The following is a 23877-nucleotide window of genomic DNA, read 5'->3' as shown; positions in this document are numbered from 1 at the left end:
CCCCTCTTGGCACAGCCCCATTCCGGCAAGGCAGCGAACGGCCGCGCCGTGACGACCAAGCACCTCTTCGTCACCGGGGGTGTCGCCTCGTCGCTCGGCAAGGGGCTCACCGCCTCCAGCCTCGGTGCCCTGCTCAAGGCCCGCGGCCTGCGCGTCACCATGCAGAAGCTCGACCCGTACCTCAACGTGGACCCGGGCACCATGAACCCGTTCCAGCACGGTGAGGTCTTCGTCACGGACGACGGCGCCGAGACCGACCTGGACATCGGCCACTACGAGCGGTTCCTGGACACCAACCTGCACGGCTCGGCGAACGTCACCACCGGCCAGGTGTACTCGACCGTCATCGCCAAGGAGCGCCGCGGCGAGTACCTGGGCGACACCGTCCAGGTCATCCCGCACATCACCAACGAGATCAAGTCCCGGATCCGCCGGATGGCGACCGAGGACGTCGACGTGGTGATCACCGAGGTCGGCGGCACCGTCGGCGACATCGAGTCGCTGCCGTTCCTGGAGGCCGTCCGCCAGGTCCGCCACGAGGTCGGCCGGGACAACGTCTTCTTCGTGCACGTCTCCCTGCTGCCGTACATCGGCCCCTCGGGCGAGCTGAAGACCAAGCCCACCCAGCACTCCGTCGCCGCGCTGCGCAACATCGGCATCCAGCCGGACGCGATCGTGCTGCGCGCCGACCGTGAGGTCCCGCAGGCGATCAAGCGCAAGATCTCGCTGATGTGCGACGTGGACGAGGAGGCCGTGGTCGCGGCCATCGACGCCAAGTCGATCTACGACATCCCGAAGGTGCTGCACGGCGAGGGCCTGGACGCCTACGTGGTACGCCGGCTCGACCTGCCGTTCCGCGACGTCGACTGGACCACCTGGGACGACCTGCTGCGCCGCGTGCACGAGCCGCAGCACATCGTCAAGGTCGCCCTGGTCGGCAAGTACATCGACCTGCCGGACGCCTACCTGTCGGTGACCGAGGCGCTGCGCGCCGGCGGCTTCGCCAACAACGCCCGGGTCGAGATCAAGTGGGTCACCTCGGACGACTGCGAGACCCCCGAGGGCGCCCGCGAGCAGCTCGGCGACGTGGACGCGATCTGCATCCCCGGCGGCTTCGGCGACCGCGGCGTCAACGGCAAGGTCGGCGCCATCACCTTCGCCCGTGAGAACAAGGTCCCGCTGCTGGGCCTGTGCCTGGGTCTGCAGTGCGTGGTCATCGAGGCCGCCCGCAACCTGGCCGGCCTGCCGGAGGCCAACTCCACCGAGTTCGACTCCGCCGCCAAGCACCCGGTCATCTCCACCATGGCCGAGCAGCTGGCCATCGTCGACGGCAAGGGCGACCTGGGCGGCACCATGCGCCTGGGCCTGTACCCGGCCAAGCTCGCCGAGGGCTCGATCGTCCGCGAGGTCTACGGCGGCGAGCAGTACGTCGAGGAGCGCCACCGCCACCGCTACGAGGTCAACAACGCCTACCGCGCGGACCTGGAGAAGACCGGCCTGCAGTTCTCCGGCCTCTCGCCCAAGGGCGACCTGGTCGAGTACGTCGAGTACCCGCGCGAGGTGCACCCCTACCTGGTGGCCACCCAGGCCCACCCGGAGCTGAAGTCCCGCCCGACCCGCCCGCACCCGCTGTTCGCGGGCCTGGTCAAGGCCGCCATCGAGATCAAGACCGCGGCCTCCGCGTAGTCTTCGGCTCCTCGGCCTCGGTCGTTCACCTGACGGCGGCCCCGCGATTCCCGCGGGGCCGCCGTCCGGCGTTAGATTGTGTCGTACTGACGAAAAGGGGAGACCGATGGACGAGCAGAGCGACCTGGTGATCGCCGACGTGGCCGAGGAGTGGGAGGTCAGGGCCGGCCGGACGCCGTTCCAGGGCAAGGTCACGGGCGTGCGCAGCGAAGAGGTCCGGATGCCCGACGGCAGCTGGGCCCGCCGCGACTACCAGACCCACCCCGGCTCGGTCTCGGTCCTCGCCCTGGACGACCGGCAGCGCGTGCTGATCCTGCGCCAGTACCGCCACCCCGTGCGCCAGCGGCTCTGGGAGCTGCCGGCCGGCCTGCTCGACGTCCCCGGCGAGAACCCGTGGCACGCCGCCCAGCGCGAGCTGTACGAGGAGGCGCACTGCAAGGCCGACACCTGGCGGATCCTCGTCGACTACTACACCTCCCCGGGCGGCACCGACGAGGCGCTGCGGATGTTCCTCGCCACCGACCTGTCGGCGGCCGAGGGCGAGCGCTACGCGGCCTCCGGCGAGGAGCAGGAGATCGAGGTCGCCTGGGTGCCGGTGCCGGAACTGATCCGGCTGATCCAGGCGGGACGGCTGCACAACCCCACCCTGGTGACCGGCGCCCTCGCCGTGCACGCCGCGCTCACCGGCCCGGACGGACTGGACGCCCTGCGCCCGGCGGACGCGCCCTGGCCGGCCCGGCCCTTCGAGGCCTGATCAGCGGGGGCGCGCCGGTATCCGGGCGCGCGCCGGCTCCCGGAGGGGTGGCCCGGCATCCGGTGGAGGTGTCGGCGCGGCGGTGCGTGAACGGCCGTTCCGGTTGATTCGACCGGGTGATTCGCCGGTTCGTACGACCGGATGTCACCTCGGCTCGGCCGGACGGTCGAACTACGCTTCGCAGACAGGGCGCCCGTCCGGGGCGGCCCCCGCTGAGCACCGGACGGCGAGTCCGGATGCCGAGCGTCGGATGCCGAGCGCGGGATGACGTCGGGAGTGGCACGGGTGGCGAGGAAGACGGCGACGATGGACCCCGGCCCCGACGCGCCCGCCGGCGCCGTGCCGGGACTGGAACGGCTGCCGGCCGGGCCCTCGCTGTTCGTCGGGCGGCGCGCCGAACTCGCCGCGCTGCGGGCCGCCGCCGCCCGCCCGGCGAGCGGCCGCTGCCCGGTCCTGGTGCTGGCCGGACGCCCCGGCTCCGGGCGGACCGCGCTCGCCGCGCGCTTCGCCCGCACCGTCGCCGCCGACTATCCGGACGGTGTGCTGTTCGCCCGGTTGTCCGCTCCGGACGGCGGCCGGGTGCCGCCCGCCCGGGCCGCCCGGCTGCTGCTGGAACAGCTCGACCCGCAGAGCGCCGTGCCGCTGCCCGGGGTGGTCGAGGACGGCCGGGACGAACCGGGCTGCGTGGCGCTGCGCGAGGCGCTGGCCGGCCTGCGGGTGCTGCTCGTCCTGGACGACGTGCGCGACGCCGGGCAGGTGTGGCCGCTGCTCGCCGACGAACCCGGCTGCCTGGTGCTCGCCACCACCGCCGGGCCGCTCACCGGGATCGAGGACATCGACCCGGTCATCCTCGGCGGACTGGACCGCACCGCCTCCGGTGAGCTGCTGGCCGACCTGGTCGGCGGCACCCGGATCTCCTGCGACCCGGTCGGCGCGGCCGACCTCGCCGAAGCCTGCGCCGCCCGGCCGGCCACGCTGCGGCTGATGGCGGCGTGGCTGCGCGGCAACGCGAAGAGCGCGGTCACCGACGCGGCGCGCGAGCTCAACGGGGTGGTGGGGGAGGAGCCGGCGCTCACCGCCGCCGGCCCTGCCCCGGGGGGCGAGGGCGGCGTGGACGCGAAGAAGAAGGGGACGGGGAAGGGCGCGGCAGGGGGTGCGGGCGCGGTCCGGGCCGGGGCTGGGGCCGGGGCACCGGGCGGGAGCGGGGCGAAGGGCGCTCCGGCGAACGGGCCCGGTGCGGCGGAGCCCGCCGCACCGAAGGGCGCTGCCAGGAAGAAGGGGGAGGAGGGCGCGGCCGCTCCCGGGGTCGAGACGGCGGGCGATCCCGCGGCCTGGGTCAAGCCCGGTCCGGAGCCGGCCGAGCCGGTGCCCGTCCCCGACAACGACCCGCTGCTCGGCGCGTTCACCCTGCTGTACCGGGGGCTGCCGGCCACCCAGGCGCGGATGCTGCGCACCCTGACGCTGGCGCCCGCGCAGACCGCCGACCCGCGCACCGCCTCCGCCCTGGTCGGCTGCCCGGTGCCGGAGGCGGCGGCGACCCTGGCCGCCCTCGCCGAACGGGAGCTGCTGGGCGAGGAGGCACCGGCCGCCGACGGCACTCCGCGCTTCCGGGTGCCGGGGCGGCTCTACCCTCTGCTGGTGCGGCTGCGCGAGCAGGAGGACCGGCCCGCCGAGATCGAGCTCGCCCGGGCCCGGCTGCTGGAGCGGCTGGTGCGGCTGACCGAGTCCGCCCGCGCGCTGCTCGACCCAGAGGGCGCCCCCGCCCCCGAAGCGCTGCCGGCCGCGCTGCGGCTGCGGTCGGCCGGGCACGCCCGGGAGTGGCTGCTCGGCGAGCGGGAGGTGCTGCTCGGCGCGGTGGCCGACGCGATCGGCCAGGGGGACCTGGACGGCTCGGCCGGGCGGCTGGTCACCGCGCTGCTGCGGACGATGCCGCTGACCGGCGCCGCCGCCCCCGCCGACCTCTACCGGCTGCACGAGCTGGTGCTGACCGTCGCCGAGCGCAACGGCCGCCCCCGCCGGGCCGCGGCCGCGCTGCTCAACCTGGGCGACCTGCAGGTCTCGGCCGGTCGCTGGGAGCAGGCCGCCGCCCACTACCGGGCCGCCCTTGAGCACGCCCGGGCCGCCGACGACGAACCGCTCTGCGCCCGTGCCCTGGAGGGCGCGGCCGGTTGCCACCGGGCGCTCGGCGACGCGGTGCGCGCCGCCGACTGGTACGGACGGGCGCTCGGGCTGCGGCAGTCGCTCGGGGACCACGCCGCCGAGGCCCGGCTGCTGGCCCGGATCGCCGAGGCGCACACCGCGCAGCGCCGCTTCGAGGAGGCGGACCGCGAGTACCGGGCGGCCCTCGCGGTGCTGCGCAGGCTCGGTGACGAACGCGGCCGGGAGGCCGTCGGGGCGGCCCTCGCGGACCTGCGGGAACGCGTGGACGCCGGGTGGTGAGGGGCGTTTCAGAGGTATTGTCGAAGATGCCTGGTTGAGGCGTCTTTGGTGGGTAAGTCGCAGGGGAAGCCTACGAACCTGCCAATGCGTGCGGGAAAATTATTCACTTTGGAAGGCTGACACGCCGACTGGGCTTCATTACACTCGAACCTAGTCGCGCAGCGATCCCCGCCCCGGCGTGCCCGGAGGCTTCCCCACGTGCGCGTCACCCACCGGTCTTCTCCGGTCGGGACCCCCATGGCAAGAGGACGTGTTCAGTCGTGAAGGTCGGCATCCCCCGCGAGGTCAAGAACCACGAGTACCGCGTGGCCATCACGCCCGCCGGCGTGCATGAGCTGGTCCGCAACGGACACGAGGTGTACATCGAGGACAACGCCGGTCTCGGCTCCTCGATCCCCAACGAGGAGTACGTGGCCGCCGGCGCCACCATCCTCCCCACCGCCGACGAGGTGTGGGCCACCGCCGACCTGCTGCTGAAGGTCAAGGAGCCGATCGCGTCGGAGTACCACCGGCTGCGCAAGGGCCAGACCGTCTTCACGTACCTGCACCTGGCGGCCGACCGGGCCGGCACCGACGCGCTGATCGCCTCGGGCACCACCGCCATCGCGTACGAGACCGTGCAGCTGGCCAACGGCGCGCTGCCGCTGCTCGCCCCGATGTCCGAGGTCGCGGGCCGCCTGGCCCCGCAGGTCGGCTCGTACCACTTGATGCGTCCGGCCGGCGGCCGCGGCGTGCTGCCCGGCGGCGTGCCCGGCACCCACCCGGCCAAGTGCGTCGTCATCGGCGGCGGCGTCTCCGGCTGGCACGCGGCCACCATCGCCATCGGCATGGGCTACGACGTGACCCTGCTCGACCGCGACATCAACAAGCTGCGCGAGGCCGACCGCATCTTCGGCACGAAGATCAAGGCCATCATGTCCAACTCCTTCGAGCTGGAGAAGGCCGTCATCGAGGCCGACCTGGTCATCGGCGCCGTGCTGATCCCGGGCGCCAAGGCCCCGAAGCTGGTCACCAACGAGCTGGTCTCCCGCATGAAGCCGGGCTCCGTGCTCGTCGACATCGCCATCGACCAGGGCGGCTGCTTCGAGGACTCGCACCCGACCACGCACGCCGAGCCGACCTTCGAGGTCCACAACTCGGTCTTCTACTGCGTGGCCAACATGCCGGGCGCCGTCCCGAACACCTCCACCTACGCGCTGACCAACGCCACCCTGCCGTACGTGGTCGAGCTGGCCAACCGCGGTTGGAAGGAGGCGCTGCGCCGCGACCCGGCGCTCGCCAAGGGCCTGAACGTGCACGAGGGCCAGATCACCTTCCCGGCCGTGGCCGAGGCCTTCGGCCTGGAGTCGGTCTCCCTGGAGAGCGTGCTCGCCTGAACCCCCTGACCGCGCGGCGGTCGTTCGCCCCCGACCCGATCACTCCGGGTCGGGGGCTTCGCCGTGCCCGTGCCCGACGGGGTCGCGGGCAGGTCGCTCTGTCGTCAATTTCCGTCGGTCGTGTCACCCGACCGTCGTCCGGCCGTCGGCCGCCCGCAGAAACGATGGGGTCAGTGACCCACTCATCCCTTGACAGCGGCCCGCCCGATAGTCGACACATCCTGCCCACTACCGTGGATTGTGTTGCTGCGAACGCCTTGAACGGCCTAGAGTCGCAAACCGTCGGCATGCTGCCACGCTGACGAATCGACATAGAGTCCTGGATGCCCAAGGAGGTAAGACGACTTGTGAATGAGTCGACAATTGCTCCCGGGGGTGGTCAGCCAGGACTGGCGGAGCACACCGCCGGCCAGCCGAGTGTGGAGCCCGGGGCCCGGCAGCCCTCCGTGGGTTCGGCCGAGGTCGGCTCGGTCGCACTCCGCACCTTCGAAGCACGCCAGAACACAGCACAGGTGACCACGGTGACCGATCACGACGCCGAATTGGCGGCCTACGGCCTGGCCTACGGCGAGTTCGCCTACGGCGCCTACGACGACCCGGACGCCGAGTACGAGCCGGACCCGGAGTACGCCGCCACGCTGGCCCCCGACGCCGCGCGTCAGCGCCGCGAGCGGGTCGGCCCGACCGGCCGTCCGCTGCCGTACTTCCCCATCCCCGCGCCGGTCGCCGAGCACGGCCCCGCCCAGATCATCGCCATGTGCAACCAGAAGGGCGGCGTCGGCAAGACCACGTCGACCATCAACCTGGGCGCGGCACTGGCCGAGTACGGCCGCCGGGTGCTGCTCGTCGACTTCGACCCGCAGGGCGCGCTCTCGGTCGGCCTCGGCGTCAACCCGATGGAACTGGACGTCACCGTCTACAACCTGCTCATGGAGCGGGGCCTGACGGCCGATGAGGTGCTGCTGAAGACGGCCGTCCCGGGCATGGACCTGCTGCCGTCCAACATCGACCTCTCCGCCGCCGAGGTGCAGCTGGTCAGCGAGGTGGCCCGGGAGTCCGCGCTGGCGCGCGCCCTGAAGCCGCTGCTGCCCGACTACGACTACGTCATCATCGACTGCCAGCCCTCGCTGGGCCTGCTGACGGTCAATGCGCTGACGGCCGCTCACAGCGTGATCGTGCCGCTGGAGTGCGAGTTCTTCGCGCTGCGCGGTGTCGCGCTGCTGACCGAGACCATCGAGAAGGTGTGCGAGCGGCTCAACCCCGAGCTGCGCCTGGACGGCATCCTCGCGACCATGTACGACTCGCGCACCGTGCACAGCCGCGAGGTGCTGGCGCGGGTCGTCGAGGCGTTCGGCGAGCACGTCTTCCACACCGTGATCGGGCGGACCGTGCGCTTCCCGGAGACCACCGTCGCCGGCGAGCCCATCACCACGTACGCGACCAACTCGGTCGGTGCCGCCGCCTACCGTCAGCTCGCCAGGGAGGTGCTCGACCGGTGCCGCCCCGCCGAGTGAGTCTCCCGGGTGCCGACGAGCTGTTCCGGACCACCGGCGGGATGGCGCTGTCGCCGTCCCTCGCGCCGCGTCCGGCCGCCGAGGCATCCAGACCGGAGACCGCGCGGACCGTCAACGGATCGGACGGTGCCGAGGGCGCCCAGGGCGCCGGGTCCGGGCAGGGTGCCGAGGGCGCCCAGGACGCCCGGGACGACCGGCAGCTGACGCGGGGGCAGCAGCCCGCCGGCGCCGTGCCGGCGCCCGCGCAGCCGCCCGTCCAGCGGCCGGGCGGGGTACAGGCCGCGCCCGGTGGGTCGGCGGCCGGGAACACCGTCCCCGGCGGCCGAGGCGCCGCCGCCGCTCCGGCGGCCCGGACGCACGCCGGCGCCGCCGAGGAGCAGGCAGGTGCCGCCGGGCGCGCCCGGCCGCGCGGCCGCGCGCCGCGCCGGCCCAGTGGGCGCGAGCGGCACGACGAGAAGATCACCGTGTACGTGTCCGCCGAGGAGCTCATGGACCTGGAGCACACCCGGTTGGTACTGCGCGGTGAGCACGGCCTGGCCGTGGACCGCGGCCGGATCGTCCGGGAGGCCATCGCCGTCGTCCTGGCGGACCTGGAGCAGCGCGGTGAGGCCTCGATCCTGGTCCGGCGGCTGCGCGGGCGGTAGAGCTCGGGGCCGGACGGCCGGGTCGGCCGGGTCGGCCGGACGGGTTCGATGGGCCTGTTCGCAGGGTTCGATGGGCCTGGCGGGGCGCCGTGGGGCGCCGTGGGGCCGTGGGCCCGGCGCCTGGAGGGCCGCTGCCGGGCGGGGGCCACGGGCAGGAGATGAGCTCATCCGAGCTCCCCATGGGGTGAGCTCATGAGGCCGTCGCCCGGGTGAGCGCCGTTGGCTGGGCAGCGGGGGGCATGAGGCCGGCTCATGAGGTGATGGCCTCGGGCGTGAGGACCGTGGGCTGCGGGGCGACGGCCGTGAGGCGGGCTCATGTGGCTGCCGTCCAGGGTTGAGCGCTCCCGGTCGTGGCTGCGGGGCATGAGGCGAGCTCATGGGGGGCGGTGCCTCGGAGTCGAGCGCCGGTGGTCGCGGACCGAGGGTCATGAGTTGCGCTCATGCGGCGGCCGACGTCGGGACGAGGCTCTGGCGGGTGCTGGCGGGCCGTCCGTCGCTCGGGTGGCGGCTGGGGGCCGGGCCGCGTTTCCGCGGGCCGGGGCGGGCGCCGGAGGGCCGTTCCGGGGGCGCCGGCGCGTTCGCCCGGGGCCCGGTGGACGGCGTGTCGGGGGACCCGGGGCGAAGTGGGCGGCGGCGACGGGTGAAGATGGACCGTCATGCCGAGCACCGCCGCATCAGCCGAAACCGCCGCCCACGCGACCGAGGAGGGGGCGCGGGGCGGCTTCCGGGTGCGGCTGGACAACTTCGAGGGCCCCTTCGACCTGCTGCTCAGCCTGATCGCCAAGCACCGGATGGACGTCACCGAGGTGGCGCTGGCCACCGTCACGGACGAGTTCATGGCGCACATCCGGGCGATGGGCCCGGACTGGGACCTGGACGCGGCCACCGAGTTCCTGGTGGTGGCCGCCACCCTGCTCGACCTCAAGGCCGCCCGGCTGCTGCCGGCGGCGGAGGTCGAGGACGAGGAGGACCTGGCCCTGCTGGAGGCCCGTGACCTGCTGTTCGCGCGGCTGCTGCAGTACCGGGCGTACAAGCGGGCGGCGGCGCTGTTCGGCGAGCGCTGGGCCGCGGAACTGCTGCGGCGCCCCCGGACCGTCGGGTTGGAGCCGCGGCACGCGGAACTGCTGCCGGAGGTGGTCATCACCATCGGCGCGCAGCGGCTGGCCGAGCTGGCGGCCAAGGCGATGGAGCCCAAGCCGAAGCCCCTGGTGTACGTGGACCACATCCACACCCCGCCGGTCAGCGTGCGGGAGCAGGCCGGCCTGGTGGTCGGGCTGCTCGGCGAGCTGGGTGAGGCGTCGTTCCAGCAGCTGGTGGCGGACGCGCCGGACACCCTCGTGGTGGTGGCCCGCTTCCTGGCGCTGCTGGAGTTGTACCGGGAACGGGTGCTCGCCTTCGAGCAGCCGGAGGCGCTGGGCGAGCTGCGCGTGCGCTGGGTGGCCGAGGAGGGCCGGGGCGCGGTCGAGGTGACGGACGAGTTCGACCGGCCGGCGGGCGCGGCGGAGGAGGAACGGCGATGAGTGTCGGGAGCGAGGGCGGGCGGCCGGTGCGGCGCCCGCTGGGGGTGCCGGGGCAGCCGCGGCCCGAGGAGTGGCTGGAGCCGGCCTTCGAGCTGCTGCCGGACCCGGTGGTGTCCGTGGAGGAGCCGACGGAGCCGGCGAAGGCCGCGGAGTCGGCGAAGGCCGCGGAGTCGGTGGCGTCGACGGCTCCCGTGACACCGGGCGAGGCGGAGGCCCGGGTGGTGCACCAGAAGTCCGCGCCGTCGGCATCCCCTGCCGCCGGCCTCGCCGACCCCGTGCTGCGGGCCGAGCTGGAGGCGGTCCTGATGGTCGTCGACGAGCCGGTGCCCGAGGACCGGCTGGCCGGGGTGCTGGAGCGGACCCGGGGCGAGGTGGCTGCGGCACTGCGCGAGCTGTCCCAGGAGTACACGGCGCAGGGCCGCGGGTTCGACCTGCGGCTGGTGGCCGGCGGGTGGCGGTTCTACAGCCGGGACAGCTGCTCCGCGGCCGTCGACCGCTTCCTCCTGGACGGTCAGCAGGCCCGGCTCACCCAGGCCGCGTTGGAGACCCTGGCGGTGGTCGCCTACCGGCAGCCGGTGTCCAGATCGCGGGTTTCCGCCGTCCGCGGTGTGAACTGTGACGGCGTGATGCGTACCCTGGTACAGCGAGGACTGGTGGAAGAGGCCGGATCCGAGCCCGAAACAGGTGCGATCCTGTATCGGACGACGAACTACTTCCTGGAACGGATGGGGCTCCGCGGCCTGGACGAGCTGCCGGAACTCGCTCCCTTCCTGCCCGAGGTCGACGACGTGGAAGCGGAGTCCCTGGAGGGCACGATGATCGCGGAGGCGGTCGCCGCCGCTGCCGCGCAGGCCGCGGACGGCAGTGGCGAGGCCGGTCGGGCCGGGCCCGATCGGTAGGGGGGCGGTGAGGTCGGCCGAAACGACCGCACATCCCAGACGGAACGACGTACGGACACTTTGATGCGTAGCAGTGGCAACGGCAGGAACAGCAGCGGCGGCGGGAGCGGTCGCGGCGGACAGGGCGGGGGCCGGGGCGGCGGCTCCTACGGAGGCGGCGGCGGCCGCGGCGGCTCGGGTGCGCGCGGAGGTTCGTACGGCGGCGGCTCCTACGGGGGTGGCGGCGGCCGTGGCGGCTCGGGTGCGGGCTCGCGCGGCGGCTCCGGCTCGTACGGGCGGGACGGCGGCCGCCGTGACGACCGGCGTGACGACCGTCGGGACGACCGGCGCTACCCGGACCGCCCGCTGCGGCCCGAGGAGCGCAAGTACGACCGCCCCGAGTACGGCGGCGGCCCCAACGCCACCCCCGCCCGCGGCGGCTTCGCCGGGCGGCGCCCCGGTCCGGCACCGCGTCCGCGCCGTGAGGGCCAGGGCGCCCCGGGCGACCCGCGCCGCCAGCCGCAGCGCTCGCGCGAACTGCAGGCCAAGATCGAGGACGCCGTCCTCGCCCGGCACGACAAGCCGGCCGTCAAGCTGCCCAAGACCTTCGGCGAGCCCGAGGGCGAGCGCCTGCAGAAGGTGCTGGCGCGGGCCGGGGTCGGCAGCCGCCGGGCCTGCGAGGAGCTGATCGACCAGGGCCGGGTCGAGGTCAACGGCAAGCGGGTCACCGAGCAGGGCAAGCGGGTCGACCCGCAGAAGGACGAGATCAAGGTGGACGGCCTGACCGTCGCCACCCAGTCCTACCTGTTCTTCGCGCTGAACAAGCCGGCCGGCGTGGTCTCCACCATGGAGGACCCGGACGGGCGCCAGTGCCTGGGCGACTACGTGACCAACCGGGAGACCCGGCTGTTCCACGTCGGCCGCCTGGACACCGAGACCGAGGGCATCATCCTGCTCACCAACCACGGCGAGCTGGCCCACCGCCTCACCCACCCGAAGTACGGCGTGACCAAGACCTACCTGGCCGCCATCCAGGGCCCGATCCCGCGGGACCTGGGCAAGCAGCTGGCCCAGGGCGTGGAGCTGGAGGACGGCTACGCCCGAGCCGACAGCTTCAAGGTCGTCTCCAACGTGGGCAAGAACTACCTGGTCGAGGTGACGCTGCACGAGGGCCGCAAGCACATCGTCCGCCGGATGCTGGCCGAGGTCGGCTTCCCCGTCGAGAAGCTGGTGCGCACCCACTTCGGCCCGATCGCCCTGGGTGACCAGAAGTCGGGCTGGCTGCGCCGCCTGACCAACCCGGAGGTCGGCCAGCTGATGCGCGAGGTCGGCCTGTAGGCCGTCCGTCCGCGCCCGTCGGCGCGGACGTCGTGAAGGGCCCTCGGTCGCCGTGGTGCGGCCGGGGGCCCTTGCGCGTGCCCGGGCCGGACGACCGGGCGGGGAGACGGCGGGTGCGGCTCCGGCGGGTGCGGGGCCGACGGGTGCGGGGCGGGGGCGTCGTCGGGGCGGGTGTGGCGTGTGAGCCGGGACGCACCCGCTGGTCACGGCCTTGTCAGCGTCATGATCCGTGGCAGAGGATGGCCACCGGGCCACCACCCCGCCGTGTGGCGGGACCGCGCCAGTGCGGGCGCCGGTGGGACGGATCAGGGGCGAACAGGGGGAGACGGCGTCGTGTCCGATGCACCACTGGGGCGGGCCAGCGGACGGGCCCTCGGCACGCTGGGGCTGGCCGAGCCGGACGGGCAGGTGTACGCGGCGCTGGTGGCCAATCCGCAGTCCACCGCGGAGGAGCTGGCGGAGAGCTGCGGCCTGACGCTCCAGCAGGGCGTGCGCGCCCTGGACCGGCTGGCGCAGCAGGGGATGGCCACCCGGGCGCCGGTGGACCGCCAGCGCTTCCTGCCGGTGGCGCCGGACGTGGCGATCGGCACCCTGATCGGCCACCGGGAGTCCGAGCTGCGGCAGGCCCGGGCCGAGATGCACCGGCTGATGGACGCCTTCCGGGAGGCCTCGCGCTACACCGACCCGGCGCACTCGGTGGAGGTGCTGACCGGCGGCGAAGCGATCGCCCAGCGGCTGGAGCACATCACCGAGACCAGCCAGTACCAGGTGCGCGGTTTCGACCGGCCGCCGTACATCCAGGACCCGGTGGCGGCGATGCCGCTGCAGCGCCGGCGGCTGCGCGAGGGCCTGAAGTTCCGGACGGTCTACGACCGGGAGGCGGTGGCCTGGCCCGGGCGGTTGGAGCGGAACATCCTGGTCGGGGTCGCGGACGGCGAGGAGGCACGGGTCCGGCCCACCCTGCCGATGAAGATGATCATCTCGGACGACCGGATGGCGATCATCCCGATCAGCGTCGGCGACAGCGTGCTGGACGCCGCCTACGTGATCCACCCCTCGGCGCTGCTCCAGGCGCTGGACACGCTGTTCGAGGCGGAGTGGGAGCGGGCCGTGCAGCTGCAGGCGGCGATCGGCACCGGGGACGCGTCCCCGGAACCGGAGGCCGACCACCGCAAGCTGCTGGGCCTGCTGGCGGCCGGGCTCACCGACGAGTCGATCGCCCGCTCGCTCGGCTGGAGCGCCCGGACCACCCAGCGGCGGTTGCAGAGCCTGATGCGCTCGCTGGGCGCCACCACCCGCTTCCAGGCCGGTATGGCGGCCCGGGAGCGGGGGTGGCTGTAGACCCGGGAGAGGGACGGAGACGGGGCCGGGGCTCGGCTCGCCTCGCGGGGACGGGGCTCGGGGCTTGAGGAGCGGGGCCTGAGGGCCGGGGCCCGAGGGGGTCGGGGTTCGGCCCCGACGGGGCGGGGTCAGCTCCAGGGGGTGAGGGCGGCCCAGCGGCCGTCCGGTCCCCGTTCGACCTTCTGCAGGCCGACCACGGCGGAGCGGTTCAGCCGGCCGTAGATGTGCGGGAACAGCACGTCGGGGGTGGCCCCGGGCGGCGGAGCGCCGTGCGGGGCCTCCCACTTGACCATCGGCTCCACCAGCGACTCCTCGATCAGCAGCACCATCAGCGGGTCGGGGGCGTCGGCGAAGAAGGTGTTGGCCACCGCGAGCGCGGTTTGCTCGTCCGCCGAGCAGTGGATGAACCCGTCGGTGAGCAGCGAGGCGGTGGCGTACGGGCGGCCGGGGTCGGCCAGCCAGTCGTCCAGGGGGGCGAGATGGAGGATCATGGTTCCTTTTCTACCCGTTGTCGCAGGGTTTGCTCCTGAGGGGCCGTCACCCGAGGGGTCGTAGCCCTGGCCGTAGCCGGCGTTGCGGTGGGGGGCCGGTGTCGGGCTGGGAGGTCGGTGGCGGTCGGTGGTGTGGCGGGCGGCCGGGGGGTGGTCAGAGTCCGGCCACCTTGGCGGAGGCGGAGATCTCGTACACCAGGGTGAGGGTGCGGCGGGCGCCCGGGCCGAGCGGGACGTCCCAGCGGACGATGCCCTCGGCGTCGAAGGCGTCCGGGGCAGGGGAGCACTCCTCCTTACGCAGCCGGACCTCGACCGCCGACACCTCGGAGACCGGCACCCGTTCGCGCACCGTGACGATCCGCTCGTCGTGCTCCTCCGGGCCGGAGAAGCGGGACAGGTGCAGCCGTACCGTACGGGTGGTGGTCTGGCGGCCGGTGAGGCCTCCGGTGGCCTGGCGCTCCTCGGTCTCGCGGACCACCCGGTAGCCGTCCGAACTGCCGAAGGAGAGCTCGGCGTCGGCCCCGGCGGCCGTGAAGCGCAGCTGCCCGCGGCCGGTGAAGCCACTGCCGCGGACCAGTTCGACCGGGCCGGCCAGCAGCGGGTGCCCGGCCGCGTTGCGGAACCGGACCACCTGGGCGACCAGCGGGGACAACTCCGGGGCGCAGGCGTACTCGCTGCTCGCCGGGGCGGTGAAGGCGCCGAGCGGCACCCGGTGCGCCCGGCCGTCCGAGGGCACCGTGGCCGGGGCCGGGGCGGGCAGGACCCGGACCTCGCCGCCGTCGTCCACGCCCGGGACACCGGAGGCCGGACCGAGCTCGCTGATCGCCTCCTCGCGCAGCTCGACCTCGACCTTGCGGCGCTCCTCGTCGGTGCGCTCGCGCAGGACCAGGACGTCCTCGGTGACGGTCGGCGGGTCGGTGGCCAGGGCGGAGCGGGCGGTGGAGAAGGTGAGCCGGGCGTCGGTCCAGTCCTCGCCGGTGCGCTGCCAGACCACCGCCTCCGACTCCAGCCGCAGACCGCCGTCGTCCAGGACCGCGCGGTAGGACGGGCGCCAGAGCGCGCAGGGGACCAGGTGGGAGACGGTCAGTTCGGCCGGTCCGCTCGCCGCCGCCTCGACGGTCAGGTCCAGGTGGGCGGTCAGCTCGGCCGGCTCCTCCTCGACCTCGTCCAGGGCGATCATGGCTTGCGAGCGTTCCTGTTCCAGTCGGCGCAGCCGGGAGTGGGTGGCGCGCAGCTCCTCGCCGTAGCGCTCGCGTTCGGCGTCCACCCGGTCCAGTTCGCGTGCCCAGCGGGTGCGTTCCAGCTCGCCGACGCCGGCGCCCTCGCCGATTTCGCGCAGCAGGTCGGCGGAGAGCTGGGCGAGCAGGGCCAGCCGGGCTTCCAGGCGGGCGCGGGTCTGTTCGGCCAGACGGCTGTCGGCGTCCAGTCGGTGCAGCCGGTGGCGCAGCTCCGAGTCGTCCGGGCCGGGCGGCAGCGGGGCGCGCGGGGCCCAGCCGCGCACCAGCCGGGCGTCCAGCACGCGGACTCCGGGGGTGGCGGACTCGGCGCGCAGGGTGCGGTCGACGGCGAGGGCGGTGAGTGGTCCGAGGCGCAGCCGCTGGACGCCGGCGGTGAGGGCGACCGTCGTGGTGCGGTCGACCTGGCTGCGGTCCTCGAGGCAGGTGACGGCGGTGACGGGGAGGGGGCCGGTGGTGATGGGCGCTCCGGGAGGTGCGGGGGGTGCGGGGGTGAAGGGGAGGGGCCCGGGCGCTGCGGTGGTGTCTCCGGTCATGGTCAGTTCCTCCGGTTTCCGCCGACGATGGCCTTTCCGGCCGGGATCTTGATCAGGTAGCCGCCCTCCAGCTCGGTGTGACCGCCCGGCGGCAGGTCGACCCGCCAGAGCCGGGTGCTGGGCGGGCAGTCCGGTGTGGAGACGGTCGGGGCGTGCCAGTCGCCCCGCTCCTCGATCCGGATCTCGGCGTCGGAGGTGACCGGTACGCGCTCGCGGACCTCCACCGTGACGGCGCGGCCGAGCCGGTTCGCCAGCCGGACGTGAACCCGGTGGTCGAGCACGGTGCTGTTGCCCTTCAGCATGCCGGTCGTGGACTCGAGCAGCTCGGTGCGGCGCGCCACCTCGATGCTCTCGGTGACGCCGATGCCCAGGCGCCGCGTGCCGCCGGGCGCCAGGGTGGGCAGGGCGGCGGTGAGCAGGAACTCGTCGTCCACGGTGACCTCGACCGGACCGGCCAGGACGGCGCGGTCGGTGCGGTTGGCCAGCACCAGCGTCGCGTACACCTTCTCCTCGACGGCGGGCACGGTGACGTACTCGGGGCGGACGGTGAGCGGGATCTCGTCCACGGTGACGGTGTGCCAGGTGCCGTCGGACGGGATGTCGGCGGGGGCGGCGGCGTCGAAGCGGTGGTCGAAGGAGCCGGCCGACTCGCGGGGCGGGACGGCGTGGCGGGGGAGGGGGAGGCGGCGGATCTGCTCGCCCGGGTTGCCGCCGGGCAGGGTCCGGTCCAGCTCCTCGCGTTCGATCCGCTCGGGGCGGGGGTGCAGGGTGCCGCGTCGGGTGGTGGGCTCGTCCGGGCCGGCCAGGACGAGGTCGGGGTAGTCGAGCAGGGTGGCGCTGGGGGTGCCCGGGGCGGCGGGGGTGCCGGGGAGGCCGGGGGCGCCGGCGAGGGCGAAGGCGGGGGCCGGGGGCGGGGCGGCGGGACCGCTGCGGCGCGAGCGCATGGCGTCCGGCTGCGGACCGCCCGGGGCCTGCGGCAAGGGGGCGGGAGCGGCGAGCGCGGCGGGCGGGGGGCCGCCGTAGCCGGCGAAGCCGCCCGGGACGGGCGGGGGCGCAGGCGTCGCCCCGTCTGCGCTCAGCAGTCCGCCGCCGCCGTACGGGCCGAAGGGAGCGGGCGGGGCGTCCTCCGTGGGGCTGAGGGCCTCGGGCCGGGGGCCGGAGGGGCGGGCGGCGAGGGGCGCGGCCGGGGCGTCGCGGCGGGCCTGTCGGCGGGCCTCCCAGCGGGCCTGTCGGCGGGCTCGTCGGCGGTCCTGGCTGGGTGGGGTCGGGGCGTCGGCACCGGCCGCGTCGTACCCGGTGAAGAGGTCGGACAGGCCGGCCGGGGGTTCGCGCCAGCCGGACGGCGGCGGGGCGGGCTGGCTGCGGCCGATCCGCAGCGAGGCGAGCTTGGGCAGGTCGGTGCGGCGGTCGAGGTCGGCGGTGGACAGCGCGAGGCGCACGCCCGTCCAGTCCTCACCGGTGCGCTGGGCGACGCTCGCCCGCAGGACGAGCTGGCCGCCGTCGGAGCCGGTGCGGTAGGAGAGGCGGTAGGCGGGCACCCAGCGGGCGGCGGGGACGCCGTACTCCAGTTCCAGCTCCAGCTCGGGGACGGGGGTGGAGGCGGGGTCGGGGGTGGAGGCGGGGTCGGGGGTGGGGTCGGGGATGGAGGCGGAGGCGGGGTCGGTGGTGGGGCCGGGGGTGGAGGCGGGCTCGGGGGTTTCGCGGCCGGGATTGGGGCCGGCGGGGGCAGGGACGGTGGGGGGCGCGGTCTCGTGCGTGGTGAGGGTGAGCAGGACGGTGGCGGAGGTCGCGACCGGCTCGGTGCGCTCGGCGGTGGACGCCCGCTCCAGCCGGTCGGCCGCCAAGGCGCGCTCATGGTCGGCGAGTTCGATCTCCCGGTTGAGCTCCTCCGCGCGCTGCTGGAGACGGCTCAGCCGCTCGTCGACGAACTCGGCGAGCTCCAGCCAGGCGTCGGCGGGCGTGCGGCGCAGCGGCTCCTCCGGTCGCGGCGGGGGCGGTACGGCGCGCAGGGCGGCGGTGTCGGCGATCGCGGCGAGGACCAGTCGGCGGCGCTCGTTGAGCGCGCCGAGGTGTTCCGCCGCTTCGTCCAACGTCCGTCGCAGTTCCGGGACCTCCTGCGGGTCACGGAGTTCGGCGAGCTGCTCCAGCCGGGCCTCGGTGACCGCGCTGCCGGCCGGTCCGGCGAGCACCCGGGCGCGCAGCGAGCGGCCGTCCAGGGCGGTGGGCAGACCGGTCAGCCGCAGCCGCCCGCCGGGCGGGACCGGGACGGTGGCCCGGCGGCGGCACACCGCGCCCTCCGCGTACACCACCACGGAGTCCAGGACCGACGGGTGGGCCGGTACGGTCGGCGGTTCGGTCCGCCCCGTCCGGCCGCTGTGCTGTTCGTCCATGCGCAACCCCTTCGTTCGCGTGTTGCCTGCCGCGTGCCGTTCGTCGTGCGCGCGGGTCGACCCCTTGCCGTGCGTGCGCGGACGTACGGCGGTGTCGGCGGAGTGCTGCCGTGCGCGGCGGAGCGCGGTGGGCCTCCGGTGCCGGTGGCCTCCGTGCGGGCCGTCGGCCTGCGCGGTCTGTATGGCCTGCACGGCCTTGTGTGGTCTGTGCGGTTCTGTGTGGTCTGTGCGGTTCTGTGTGGTCCGTGCGGTCCGTACGGGTTGTACGTCCGGGCGTCGGCCTGTCCGTGCCTCCCCGGGCGGTCAGTCTGCCCGGCTCCGGTGCGGGCGTCCCCGGATTTCCCGGGTACGGCGTGTGCACGGGGAACCGCCCTCGCCGTGTCCACTGGAGGGGACGGAGCCGGGGGCGTCGCGGTTGCCGGTGACGGGAGCTGCCGGGAACCGTCCTCCTGGCTGCCGGGTGGCAGGTGGGGACTTCGGCGTGGCCGATGAGGGAGGATGGGGCGCGGGTGCTCCCGGACGGTCCCGGCACCTGTCGAGATTCGTCATGAGGAGAGCGACCCGCCATGCGCACTGCCGTCGTCGTCGGCACCGGACTGATCGGCACCTCCGCCGCGCTCGCCCTGTCCGCCCGGGGCCTGACCGTCCACCTCGAGGACACCGACCCGGATGCCGCGCGCACCGCCGAGTCCCTCGGCGCGGGAACGACCGACCCGGCCGAGGGCCCGGTGGACCTGGCGATCATCGCCGTCCCGCCGGCGCTGGTCGGCAAGGTGCTCGCCGACTGCCAGCGGCGCAACCTGGCGCACTGGTACACCGACGTCGCCAGTGTGAAGGCCGGCCCCGGCAGCGAGATCGCCGCGCTCGGCTGCGACACCGTCCACTACATCGGCAGCCACCCGATGGCCGGCCGCGAGCGCTCCGGCCCGCTGGCCGCCCGCGCCGACATCTTCGAGGGCCGCCCCTGGGTGCTCACCCCGACCGCCGACACCGACACCGACACGCTCAACGCCGGGCTGGAGCTGGTCGCGCTCTGCGGTGCGATGCCGATCGTGATGGACGCCGCCGAGCACGACCGGGCCGTCGCCCTGGTCTCGCACGCCCCGCAGCTGCTGTCTTCACTGGTCGCGGCCCGGTTGGAGAACGCCGACGAGACGGCCATAAGGCTCTCCGGCCAGGGTGTGCGCGATGTCACCAGGATCGCCGCGTCCAACCCCGGCATGTGGGTCGACATCCTCTCCGCCAACGCGGGCCCGGTCGCCGACATCCTGGAGGAGGTCGCCCTCGACCTCGGCCGGACCGTCACCGCGCTGCGGGCCATGCAGGCGGCCGAGGAGGGCGAGCGGCGGGTCGGCGCGATCGGGATCGAGGAGGTCATGCGCCGCGGCAACACCGGCCAGGCCCGGATCCCCGGCAAGCACGGGGCGCCGCCCACCCGGTACGAGACGGTGTCGGTCGTCCTCGGCGATCAGCCCGGCGAGCTGGGCCGCCTCTTCGGCGAGGTCGGCGACGCCGGGGTCAACATCGAGGACGTCGCCATCGAGCACTCGACCGGGCAGCAGGTCGGTTTCGTCCAGCTGTCGGTGGCACCGACGGCGGTGAAGCGGCTGGTGAAGGCGTTGCGGGCGAGCGGGTGGAGCGTTCGGGACTGAGGGGCCGGGACTGAGGGGCCGGGACTGAGGGGCGCCCGGCCTCGGCCATGGCTACGGTAGGGACTGCGGGATCGGGACTGAGCGTTCGGGACTGCGATCGGGGCTGCGGGATCGGGGCCGGCGCGGGCCTGCCGGCTCGCAGGCGGGGTGCGGGGCCCGGAGGGGTGGGGGTGGGCCCCGCTGGGCGGCGGAGTCCGTGACCGCGGCGGTCCATTAACCTTGAGGGAGACAATCCCCGGCCGTCCGCCTGCGCAGGCTTCGGCTCCCATGCTCAGAGAGAGGTTCGCCCCGTGGACACTGCCGACCGAGCGCACGCCCCGGTCGTCGTCGCCATCGACGGACCCTCCGGCTCCGGGAAGTCGACCGTCTCGCGGGCGGTCGCGGCCCGGCTGGGCCTGAGCTTCCTGGACACCGGCGCCATGTACCGGGCGATGACCTGGTGGATGCTGGCCAACGAGGTCGATGTCGACGACCCGGAGGCGGTCGCCGTCGCGTGCGGCAAGCCGGTGATCGTGTCGGGTACGGACGCCGACGGCCCCACCATCACGGTGGACGGCCGGGACGTCTCCGGTCCGATCCGCGGCCCCGAGGTGACGGCGCAGGTCAGCGCCGTGGCCGCGGTGCCGGCCGTGCGGGCCCGACTGGTGGAGCTGCAGCGCGGCTGCGCCGAGGTCGCCGAGCGCGGCATCGTCGCCGAGGGCCGGGACATGGGGACCGTGGTGTTCCCGAAGGCCACCGTCAAGGTCTTCCTGACCGCCTCCGAGGGGGCCAGGGCCGCGCGCCGGGCCGCCGAGCTGCGCGCCAAGGGCGTGGACGAGGCGACCATCTCCGCGATGGCCGCCGACCTCGCCCGCCGGGACGCCGCCGACTCCTCCCGGGAGACGGCCCCGCTGACCCAGGCCGCGGACGCGGTCCTGGTGGACACCAGCGACCTCACGCTGGAGCAGGTGATCGACCGGATCGCCGCGCTGGTGGAGGAGCGGGCCGGGCTGTCGTCGGTCTGACCGGGGCCTGGTCCGGCCCGGCTCGGCCTGGCCGACCGGCTTGGTTCGGTCGGACCCGCTCGGTTTGGCCGGACGGGTTCGGTTCGGTCGGACCTGTTCTGGTTCGGCCGGACCGGCAGGTGAGGCTGACCCGTGTGGTCGGGAACGACCACCACTGAGTGAACCGTGGGCCGTCGCGGCGCCACGGAGACAACCATCGCGCTGCCCCGAGCGGGGCAGGTACGCACGGCACGCCCCTGGGAAGGGCCGGGCCGGGAAACGGAACAGACGAACATGACCGCAGAGCACTCCGCCGCCGATCACGGCGGGCTGGACGCCGCCGACTACGCAGAGTTCATGGCCTTCGCCGCAGAGGAGGGCTTCGACCTCGACGGCTTCGACGCCGTCGACGGTGCCGAGCACGTCCGCCTGCCGGTCCTGGCCGTGGTCGGCCGCCCGAACGTCGGCAAGTCGACCCTGGTGAACCGCATCATCGGCCGCCGCGAGGCCGTCGTCGAGGACAAGCCGGGCGTCACCCGTGACCGGGTCACCTACGAGGCCAGCTGGAACGGCCGGCGCTTCAAGGTCGTCGACACCGGCGGCTGGGAGATCGACGTCCTCGGCATCGACGCCATGGTGGCCGCTCAGGCCGAGCTGGGCATCGAGCAGGCCGACGCGGTGCTGTTCGTCGTGGACGCCACGGTCGGCGCCACCGACACCGACGAGGCCCTGATCAAGATCATCCGCCGGGCGGGCAAGCCGACCGTCCTGTGCGCCAACAAGGTCGACGGCCCCTCCACCGAGGCCGAGGCCGCCTACCTGTGGTCGCTGGGCCTGGGCGAGCCGTACCCGGTCTCCGCCCTGCACGGCCGCGGCTCCGGTGACCTGCTGGACGCCGTCATGGCCGCGCTGCCCGAGGCCCCGCCGCAGACCTTCGGCGACGCCGCCCCCGGCGGCCCGCGCCGCGTCGCGCTGATCGGCCGGCCCAACGTCGGCAAGTCCAGCCTGCTGAACAAGGTCGCGGGCGAGGAGCGGGTGGTCGTCAACGAGCTGGCCGGCACCACCCGTGACCCGGTCGACGAGATGATCGAACTCGGTGGCAAGACCTGGAAGTTCGTGGACACCGCCGGTATCCGCCGCCGCGTCCACCTGACCGCCGGCGCCGACTTCTACGCCTCGCTGCGCACCGCCTCCGCGCTGGAGAAGGCCGAGGTCGCGGTCGTCCTGATCGACGCCAGCGAGACCCTCGCCGAGCAGGACACCCGGATCATCTCGATGGCCGTCGAGGCCGGCCGCGCCGTGGTCGTCGCCTACAACAAGTGGGACCAGCTGGACGAGGAGCGCCGCTACTACCTGGAGCGCGAGATCGAGCGCGACCTCGTCCAGGTGCAGTGGGCCCCGCGCGTCAACGTCTCGGCCAAGACCGGGCGGCACATGGAGAAGCTCGTCCCGGCGATCGAGACCGCGCTGGAGGGCTGGGAGACCCGCATCCCCACCGCGCGCCTGAACGCCTTCCTCGGCGAGCTGGTGGCCGCGCACCCGCACCCGATCCGTGGTGGCAAGCAGCCGCGCATCCTGTTCGGCACCCAGGCGGGCATCCGTCCGCCGCGGTTCGTGCTGTTCGCCTCGGGCTTCCTGGAGGCCGGCTACCGGCGATTCATCGAGCGCCGGCTGCGTGAGGAGTTCGGCTTCGTGGGGACGCCGATCTCGATCTCGGTGCGTGTCCGGGAGAAGCGCAAGAAGAAGTAGTAATCGTCGGTAGGCAGGTGGATGGGCGGAGCGGGTAGGCGGCCGGCGGAACCGGGCCGGCCGACCGGCTCACGACCGGAGGGTCTCGTCACGTCGTGTGGCGGGGCCCTTCGGCGTTTCCTCGGCCGTTCCGTGCGGTGCGGTCGTGCGGTCGTCAGTGGTGGTCGCCGTTGCGCCCCGGGGGGAGGGAGAGCATCTGACGGTGGCGGCCGCCGGCGGGCGGGGCGGAGGCGAGCCCCGTGGCCGTACCCATCACCGGGGACGGGGCGGGCGGCGCCGGTGGCTGGGGCGCCGGGACGGACATCGTGTGCGGGACCGCGCCGAGATAGCCCGCGGCGACCCAGCCCTGGCCGTTCGCGAACTGGGCTCCGACGCCGGCGGGCTGCGCCGGGGACGGGATCGCGGCGGGGGCCGGGGCGGCGTGACCGAGGCCGTCGCTGGTGGGGGCGGTGGCCTCGGGGCGGTGGCCCGTGTGCGCGGTGTGGGCCGGAGGGGATGCCTGCGGCGAGTGGCTCGCGTGGGTCGGCTGGGTCGTATGGGGCGAGTGGTTCATGGGGTGGTGGTGGCTGCCGGTGTGGCTGTGGACGCCGGGTTGGTGGCCGATGTGACCGGTATGGCCGGTGTGACCGGCGTGACTGGCATGGCCGGAGTGGCCGGGGTGGTGGCCGGAGGCGGGGCCGGTGCCGTGCGGCTGGGACGCCATGAACTGGGGGAGGCCGGGCGTCTGGCCCGCGAGGGTGTGGAAGGCCTGGTGCTGGGGCGGGTACGGGCGCTGCTCACCGAGCAGCGGGTAGTTGTCGCGGACCGCGAAGCCGGTGAACGCCAGGTCCTCCTCGCCCGAGCGGTCGCCGGGCAGGGCACGGAACAGGCGCCGGTACTCGGAGTACAGCTCGTCATAGATCGGCGTGGTGGAGTGCGGGTGCTCGGCGTCGTACGACGGGCGCATGCCCGGGATCGAGCGGGGAGCGGTGGTGGAGCGGCCGGGGGACGCGGAGACGTCGTAGCTGTACACGTAGGGGCCAACGAGCGAGAGGGGCGGGGGATGCGGGGCGCTCATGCGGGCGCGCGCTCATGAGTGACGCTCATGAGTGGTGCTTCCCGGCGGAGCCCGGAGAGGGGTACGGGCGGGGTCATGAGAGAAGCTCATGGTGCTGCTCATGAGCAGAGCTCATGAGAGGTGGTGTTCATGAGCTTCGCTCACGAGCGGTGCTCATGAGAGGAGCTCATGGCTGCGGGTATGAGAGGAGTTCATGGCGGTGGTCATGAGCGAAGCTCATGCGCGTGGGGTTGGCGGCACCCGCACGGCCGGCGGGGTGCGAGCCCGCGCCGGAGGCGGCCCGAGGGGGAGGGG

Annotated in this window: 17 protein-coding genes; 13 read left to right on the top strand and 4 right to left on the bottom strand. The window is 74.3% G+C overall.

Annotated features, from left to right (window positions below; genetic code table 11):
* Nucleotides 1–6 precede the first annotated feature (6 nt).
* The 10 genes from ACZ6Y7_RS32335 (at nt 7) to ACZ6Y7_RS32290 (ending at nt 13490) form a co-directional block, all read left to right on the top strand.
* On the top strand, nt 7–1686 hold the full coding sequence (locus ACZ6Y7_RS32335; protein ID WP_402209203.1) for a CTP synthase: 1680 nt from the start codon (nt 7–9) through the stop codon (nt 1684–1686).
* 106 nt (nt 1687–1792) lie between these two features.
* Entirely contained in the window at nt 1793–2440 is a 648-nt protein-coding gene (locus tag ACZ6Y7_RS32330; protein ID WP_465761487.1) for an NUDIX domain-containing protein, read from the top strand.
* Nucleotides 2441–2725: 285 nt separating this feature from the next.
* Nucleotides 2726–4879: a tetratricopeptide repeat protein gene (locus ACZ6Y7_RS32325; RefSeq protein ID WP_465761486.1), complete on the top strand. Its 2154-nt coding sequence runs from the start codon at nt 2726–2728 to the stop codon at nt 4877–4879.
* Nucleotides 4880–5139: 260 nt separating this feature from the next.
* A complete protein-coding gene (gene ald / locus ACZ6Y7_RS32320) occupies nt 5140–6255 on the top strand; it encodes an alanine dehydrogenase (protein WP_465761485.1) in 1116 nt (371 codons plus the stop codon).
* A gap of 446 nt (nt 6256–6701) precedes the next feature.
* Nucleotides 6702–7769 carry a ParA family protein gene (locus ACZ6Y7_RS32315; protein WP_402828721.1) on the top strand — a complete coding sequence of 356 codons (1068 nt, stop codon included), beginning with the start codon at nt 6702–6704 and terminating at the stop codon, nt 7767–7769.
* Complete coding sequence (locus ACZ6Y7_RS32310) at nt 7766–8413, top strand: hypothetical protein (RefSeq protein ID WP_465761484.1); 648 nt, start codon at nt 7766–7768, stop codon at nt 8411–8413. Before ACZ6Y7_RS32315 ends, ACZ6Y7_RS32310 begins: the two co-directional genes overlap by 4 nt.
* Nucleotides 8414–9069: 656 nt before the next feature.
* Nucleotides 9070–9933 carry a segregation and condensation protein A gene (locus tag ACZ6Y7_RS32305; RefSeq protein ID WP_465761483.1) on the top strand — a complete coding sequence of 288 codons (864 nt, stop codon included), beginning with the start codon at nt 9070–9072 and terminating at the stop codon, nt 9931–9933.
* A gap of 305 nt (nt 9934–10238) precedes the next feature.
* On the top strand, nt 10239–10832 hold the full coding sequence (gene scpB, locus ACZ6Y7_RS32300) for an SMC-Scp complex subunit ScpB (protein WP_465761503.1): 594 nt from the start codon (nt 10239–10241) through the stop codon (nt 10830–10832).
* 63 nt (nt 10833–10895) lie between these two features.
* Nucleotides 10896–12149 (top strand): pseudouridine synthase, encoded by a 1254-nt coding sequence (locus tag ACZ6Y7_RS32295; RefSeq protein ID WP_465761482.1) that lies wholly within the window; start codon nt 10896–10898, stop codon nt 12147–12149.
* Nucleotides 12150–12482: 333 nt separating this feature from the next.
* On the top strand, nt 12483–13490 hold the full coding sequence (locus ACZ6Y7_RS32290; protein ID WP_465761481.1) for a helix-turn-helix domain-containing protein: 1008 nt from the start codon (nt 12483–12485) through the stop codon (nt 13488–13490).
* Nucleotides 13491–13618: 128 nt separating this feature from the next.
* On the opposite strand, the gene ACZ6Y7_RS32285 is transcribed toward ACZ6Y7_RS32290, so the two are convergent.
* From ACZ6Y7_RS32285 to ACZ6Y7_RS32275, 3 genes are all read right to left on the bottom strand, one after another.
* Nucleotides 13619–13981 (bottom strand): DUF952 domain-containing protein, encoded by a 363-nt coding sequence (locus tag ACZ6Y7_RS32285; RefSeq protein ID WP_465761480.1) that lies wholly within the window; start codon nt 13979–13981, stop codon nt 13619–13621.
* 154 nt (nt 13982–14135) lie between these two features.
* The gene (locus ACZ6Y7_RS32280; RefSeq protein ID WP_465761479.1) at nt 14136–15752 is read right to left on the bottom strand and encodes a mucoidy inhibitor MuiA family protein; all 1617 of its coding nucleotides are present in this window, start codon (nt 15750–15752) and stop codon (nt 14136–14138) included.
* A gap of 2 nt (nt 15753–15754) precedes the next feature.
* A complete protein-coding gene (locus ACZ6Y7_RS32275) occupies nt 15755–18142 on the bottom strand; it encodes a DUF4139 domain-containing protein (protein ID WP_465761478.1) in 2388 nt (795 codons plus the stop codon).
* Nucleotides 18143–18708: 566 nt separating this feature from the next.
* Here ACZ6Y7_RS32275 and ACZ6Y7_RS32270 point away from each other — a divergent pair.
* The 3 genes from ACZ6Y7_RS32270 (at nt 18709) to der (ending at nt 22526) form a co-directional block, all read left to right on the top strand.
* A complete protein-coding gene (locus ACZ6Y7_RS32270) occupies nt 18709–19794 on the top strand; it encodes a prephenate dehydrogenase (RefSeq protein ID WP_465761477.1) in 1086 nt (361 codons plus the stop codon).
* A gap of 290 nt (nt 19795–20084) precedes the next feature.
* The gene (gene cmk, locus ACZ6Y7_RS32265) at nt 20085–20798 is read left to right on the top strand and encodes a (d)CMP kinase (protein WP_465761476.1); all 714 of its coding nucleotides are present in this window, start codon (nt 20085–20087) and stop codon (nt 20796–20798) included.
* A 273-nt stretch (nt 20799–21071) separates the two neighbouring features.
* Nucleotides 21072–22526: a ribosome biogenesis GTPase Der gene (der, locus tag ACZ6Y7_RS32260; RefSeq protein ID WP_465761475.1), complete on the top strand. Its 1455-nt coding sequence runs from the start codon at nt 21072–21074 to the stop codon at nt 22524–22526.
* A gap of 154 nt (nt 22527–22680) precedes the next feature.
* Here the strand turns inward: der and ACZ6Y7_RS32255 are convergent, their stop codons facing one another.
* The gene (locus tag ACZ6Y7_RS32255) at nt 22681–23583 is read right to left on the bottom strand and encodes a hypothetical protein (RefSeq protein ID WP_465761474.1); all 903 of its coding nucleotides are present in this window, start codon (nt 23581–23583) and stop codon (nt 22681–22683) included.
* Nucleotides 23584–23877: the final 294 nt, after the last annotated feature.

It is taken from the genome of Kitasatospora sp. NPDC053308 (assembly GCF_055585785.1).
The sequence above is the reverse complement of the archived record's forward strand: the minus strand, read 5'-3'. Positions and strand labels throughout refer to the sequence as shown.